This window comes from Dokdonella fugitiva, assembly GCF_004342425.1.
GTDB lineage: Bacteria > Pseudomonadota > Gammaproteobacteria > Xanthomonadales > Rhodanobacteraceae > Dokdonella_A > Dokdonella_A fugitiva.
Genome location: NZ_SLWQ01000024.1, coordinates 1 through 1,833, shown reverse-complemented (window position 1 = coordinate 1,833; position 1,833 = coordinate 1). Strand labels below are relative to the sequence as shown.

Below are 1,833 nucleotides of genomic sequence, written 5' to 3'. Positions count from 1 at the left end.
TACGGCGACGAGTTGCTGCTGCGTATCGAGCCGGAGCAATCGAACAAGGCCACGGCCTACCACCATGACGGCCTCGGCAGCGTCGTCGCGCTGACCGACGACACCGGCATCGCGATCCAGACCTATGGCTACGACGCCTGGGGCAATCGCGTCGAATCGACTGGCAGCGACGCCAACCCGTATGGCTACGCGGGCGAGCGCTACGATGCGGACACCGGACTCATCTATCTGAGGGCGCGGTGGTATGAGTCCATGGCAGCTAGATTCGCTTCGCCAGATTACAAAGGCGGCTATTCTACGATCCCCGTGTCCCACAACAAGTATCTATATGCGAATGACGATCCGATCGGAATGCTTGACCCGAGCGGATACCAAGCCAACTTAGCAGAAGTCGGCGCCGTGTCCAGTGTGATGGGCGTCAGCGCCACGATGGCGGAACTTACAACATTCAATACTGCATTGTTGGCGGCGAACGACGCGCTTTGGACGTCGGCAGCAGTAAGTGGCGGCACTTCCGCCTCGACGTACGCTGCCGCTGGCTTAGGAATCCTGACATCATTTGCGCTCACGGCAGACTCTCAGAGACGAGATCGTTTCATTGGCGTTCCAATTATTGTGTTTGGTAAAGAATTTCCCTGGCATGCGCAACACGTACTTGATGCCGAAACGGCGAATGGATCGAACTTCAGCCCTGCCCCATTCGCCTTGAATCGCGTTCCGCCTTGGCCTCGAGGTTGGTACAACATGACGGCAGAGTGCGGCAAGGAGGCTCGTGGACGATATCCGGCTTCCATGGCCTGCGATGAATACCCTTTTGCGAGTTCGCTTCAGGGTGGCCCTGCGAACTATGTTCTTGGTCGCGTATCACTTCGTTTGCTCAGTCTTTCCGAGTCCGACAGCACGAGAAACTTCATTGGGCGCTTCTACAGCGTGGCGGGAGTTTTACCCGATGGTATATCCAAGCACTCAAGATTCATCGCTCTCGGTATTCCCGGCGCAAGAAGCTTTTTCACGGACAGGTCAGGACGTGTCTATACATTCGGGGAGTGAAGAGAATGCTGCGAGTGACCCTGTGGCACGCACCAGAAGGCTTTCAATTCTTTTTGCGTGACCCGGACGAGCACGAGCTGCGCCATTCAAGCGAAGTCGTGGTGGATGAGATGCGAGCAAAGGGCTTTTCAGCTAGGCGTGGCGGCGTGGCCGTGAGGACAATCAGTGAGTTCTCGATGGTGCCAATTCAGGTCGAATACGACGTCGACGGTTTCCCCGAGGAGCCAACAAGTGGCTGGGATCACGTCATTGAGTGCTCTCTGCAAACTTCGAGTGGGAAGTTCGTCTTCGAAGGCTGCACAGATCCAGAGCCATTTGGCGTTCTGGATCTTCCGAAAGGAATCTACCGAGTGAGAATTCACTTTGGCGGGCAGCAGAGCGGGAAGGCGGATGGCTCATCGGAGGACTTCTATCTATTTCGGGTTTGGCCCGGGCGCGGCGCCACGAGAATTCTCAAGGGGGATGAGTCATGGCCGCGGCCCATGCAACTTTGGGAGGGCCCAAGACATGGAAAGGAGGGATCTGGTAGATAGAGCTGAGAAGCCTGTGCCAACTTAGCGCTGGCGGCGTGTGATGGCGCAGCAGCAAAAGGATCGGGGAACTAACGGGGTCAGAGCACGTTATTCGGAATAGCGAACTAACGGGTCATTACAATCGAGCGATTGGACAATGGATTCCGCTGGCTACCATTGCTTCGACGTCGGCTTAATCGGCTGGCGGAAGCGGAAGTACGTCCACGGGGCGGCCGGATCACTGCCCCGCAGCCACGCCCAAAGCGCAAAT

The 1,833-nt window shown here is 56.8% G+C and carries 1 protein-coding gene; it reads left to right on the top strand.

Features of this window, described 5'->3' with window-relative positions; genetic code table 11:
• Nucleotides 1-1,050, top strand: a 1,050-nt coding sequence (locus EV148_RS18195) for an RHS repeat-associated core domain-containing protein (RefSeq protein ID WP_132000273.1), incomplete at its 5' end; no start/stop codon positions are given.
• Between the last annotated feature and the right edge of the window lie 783 nt (nt 1,051-1,833).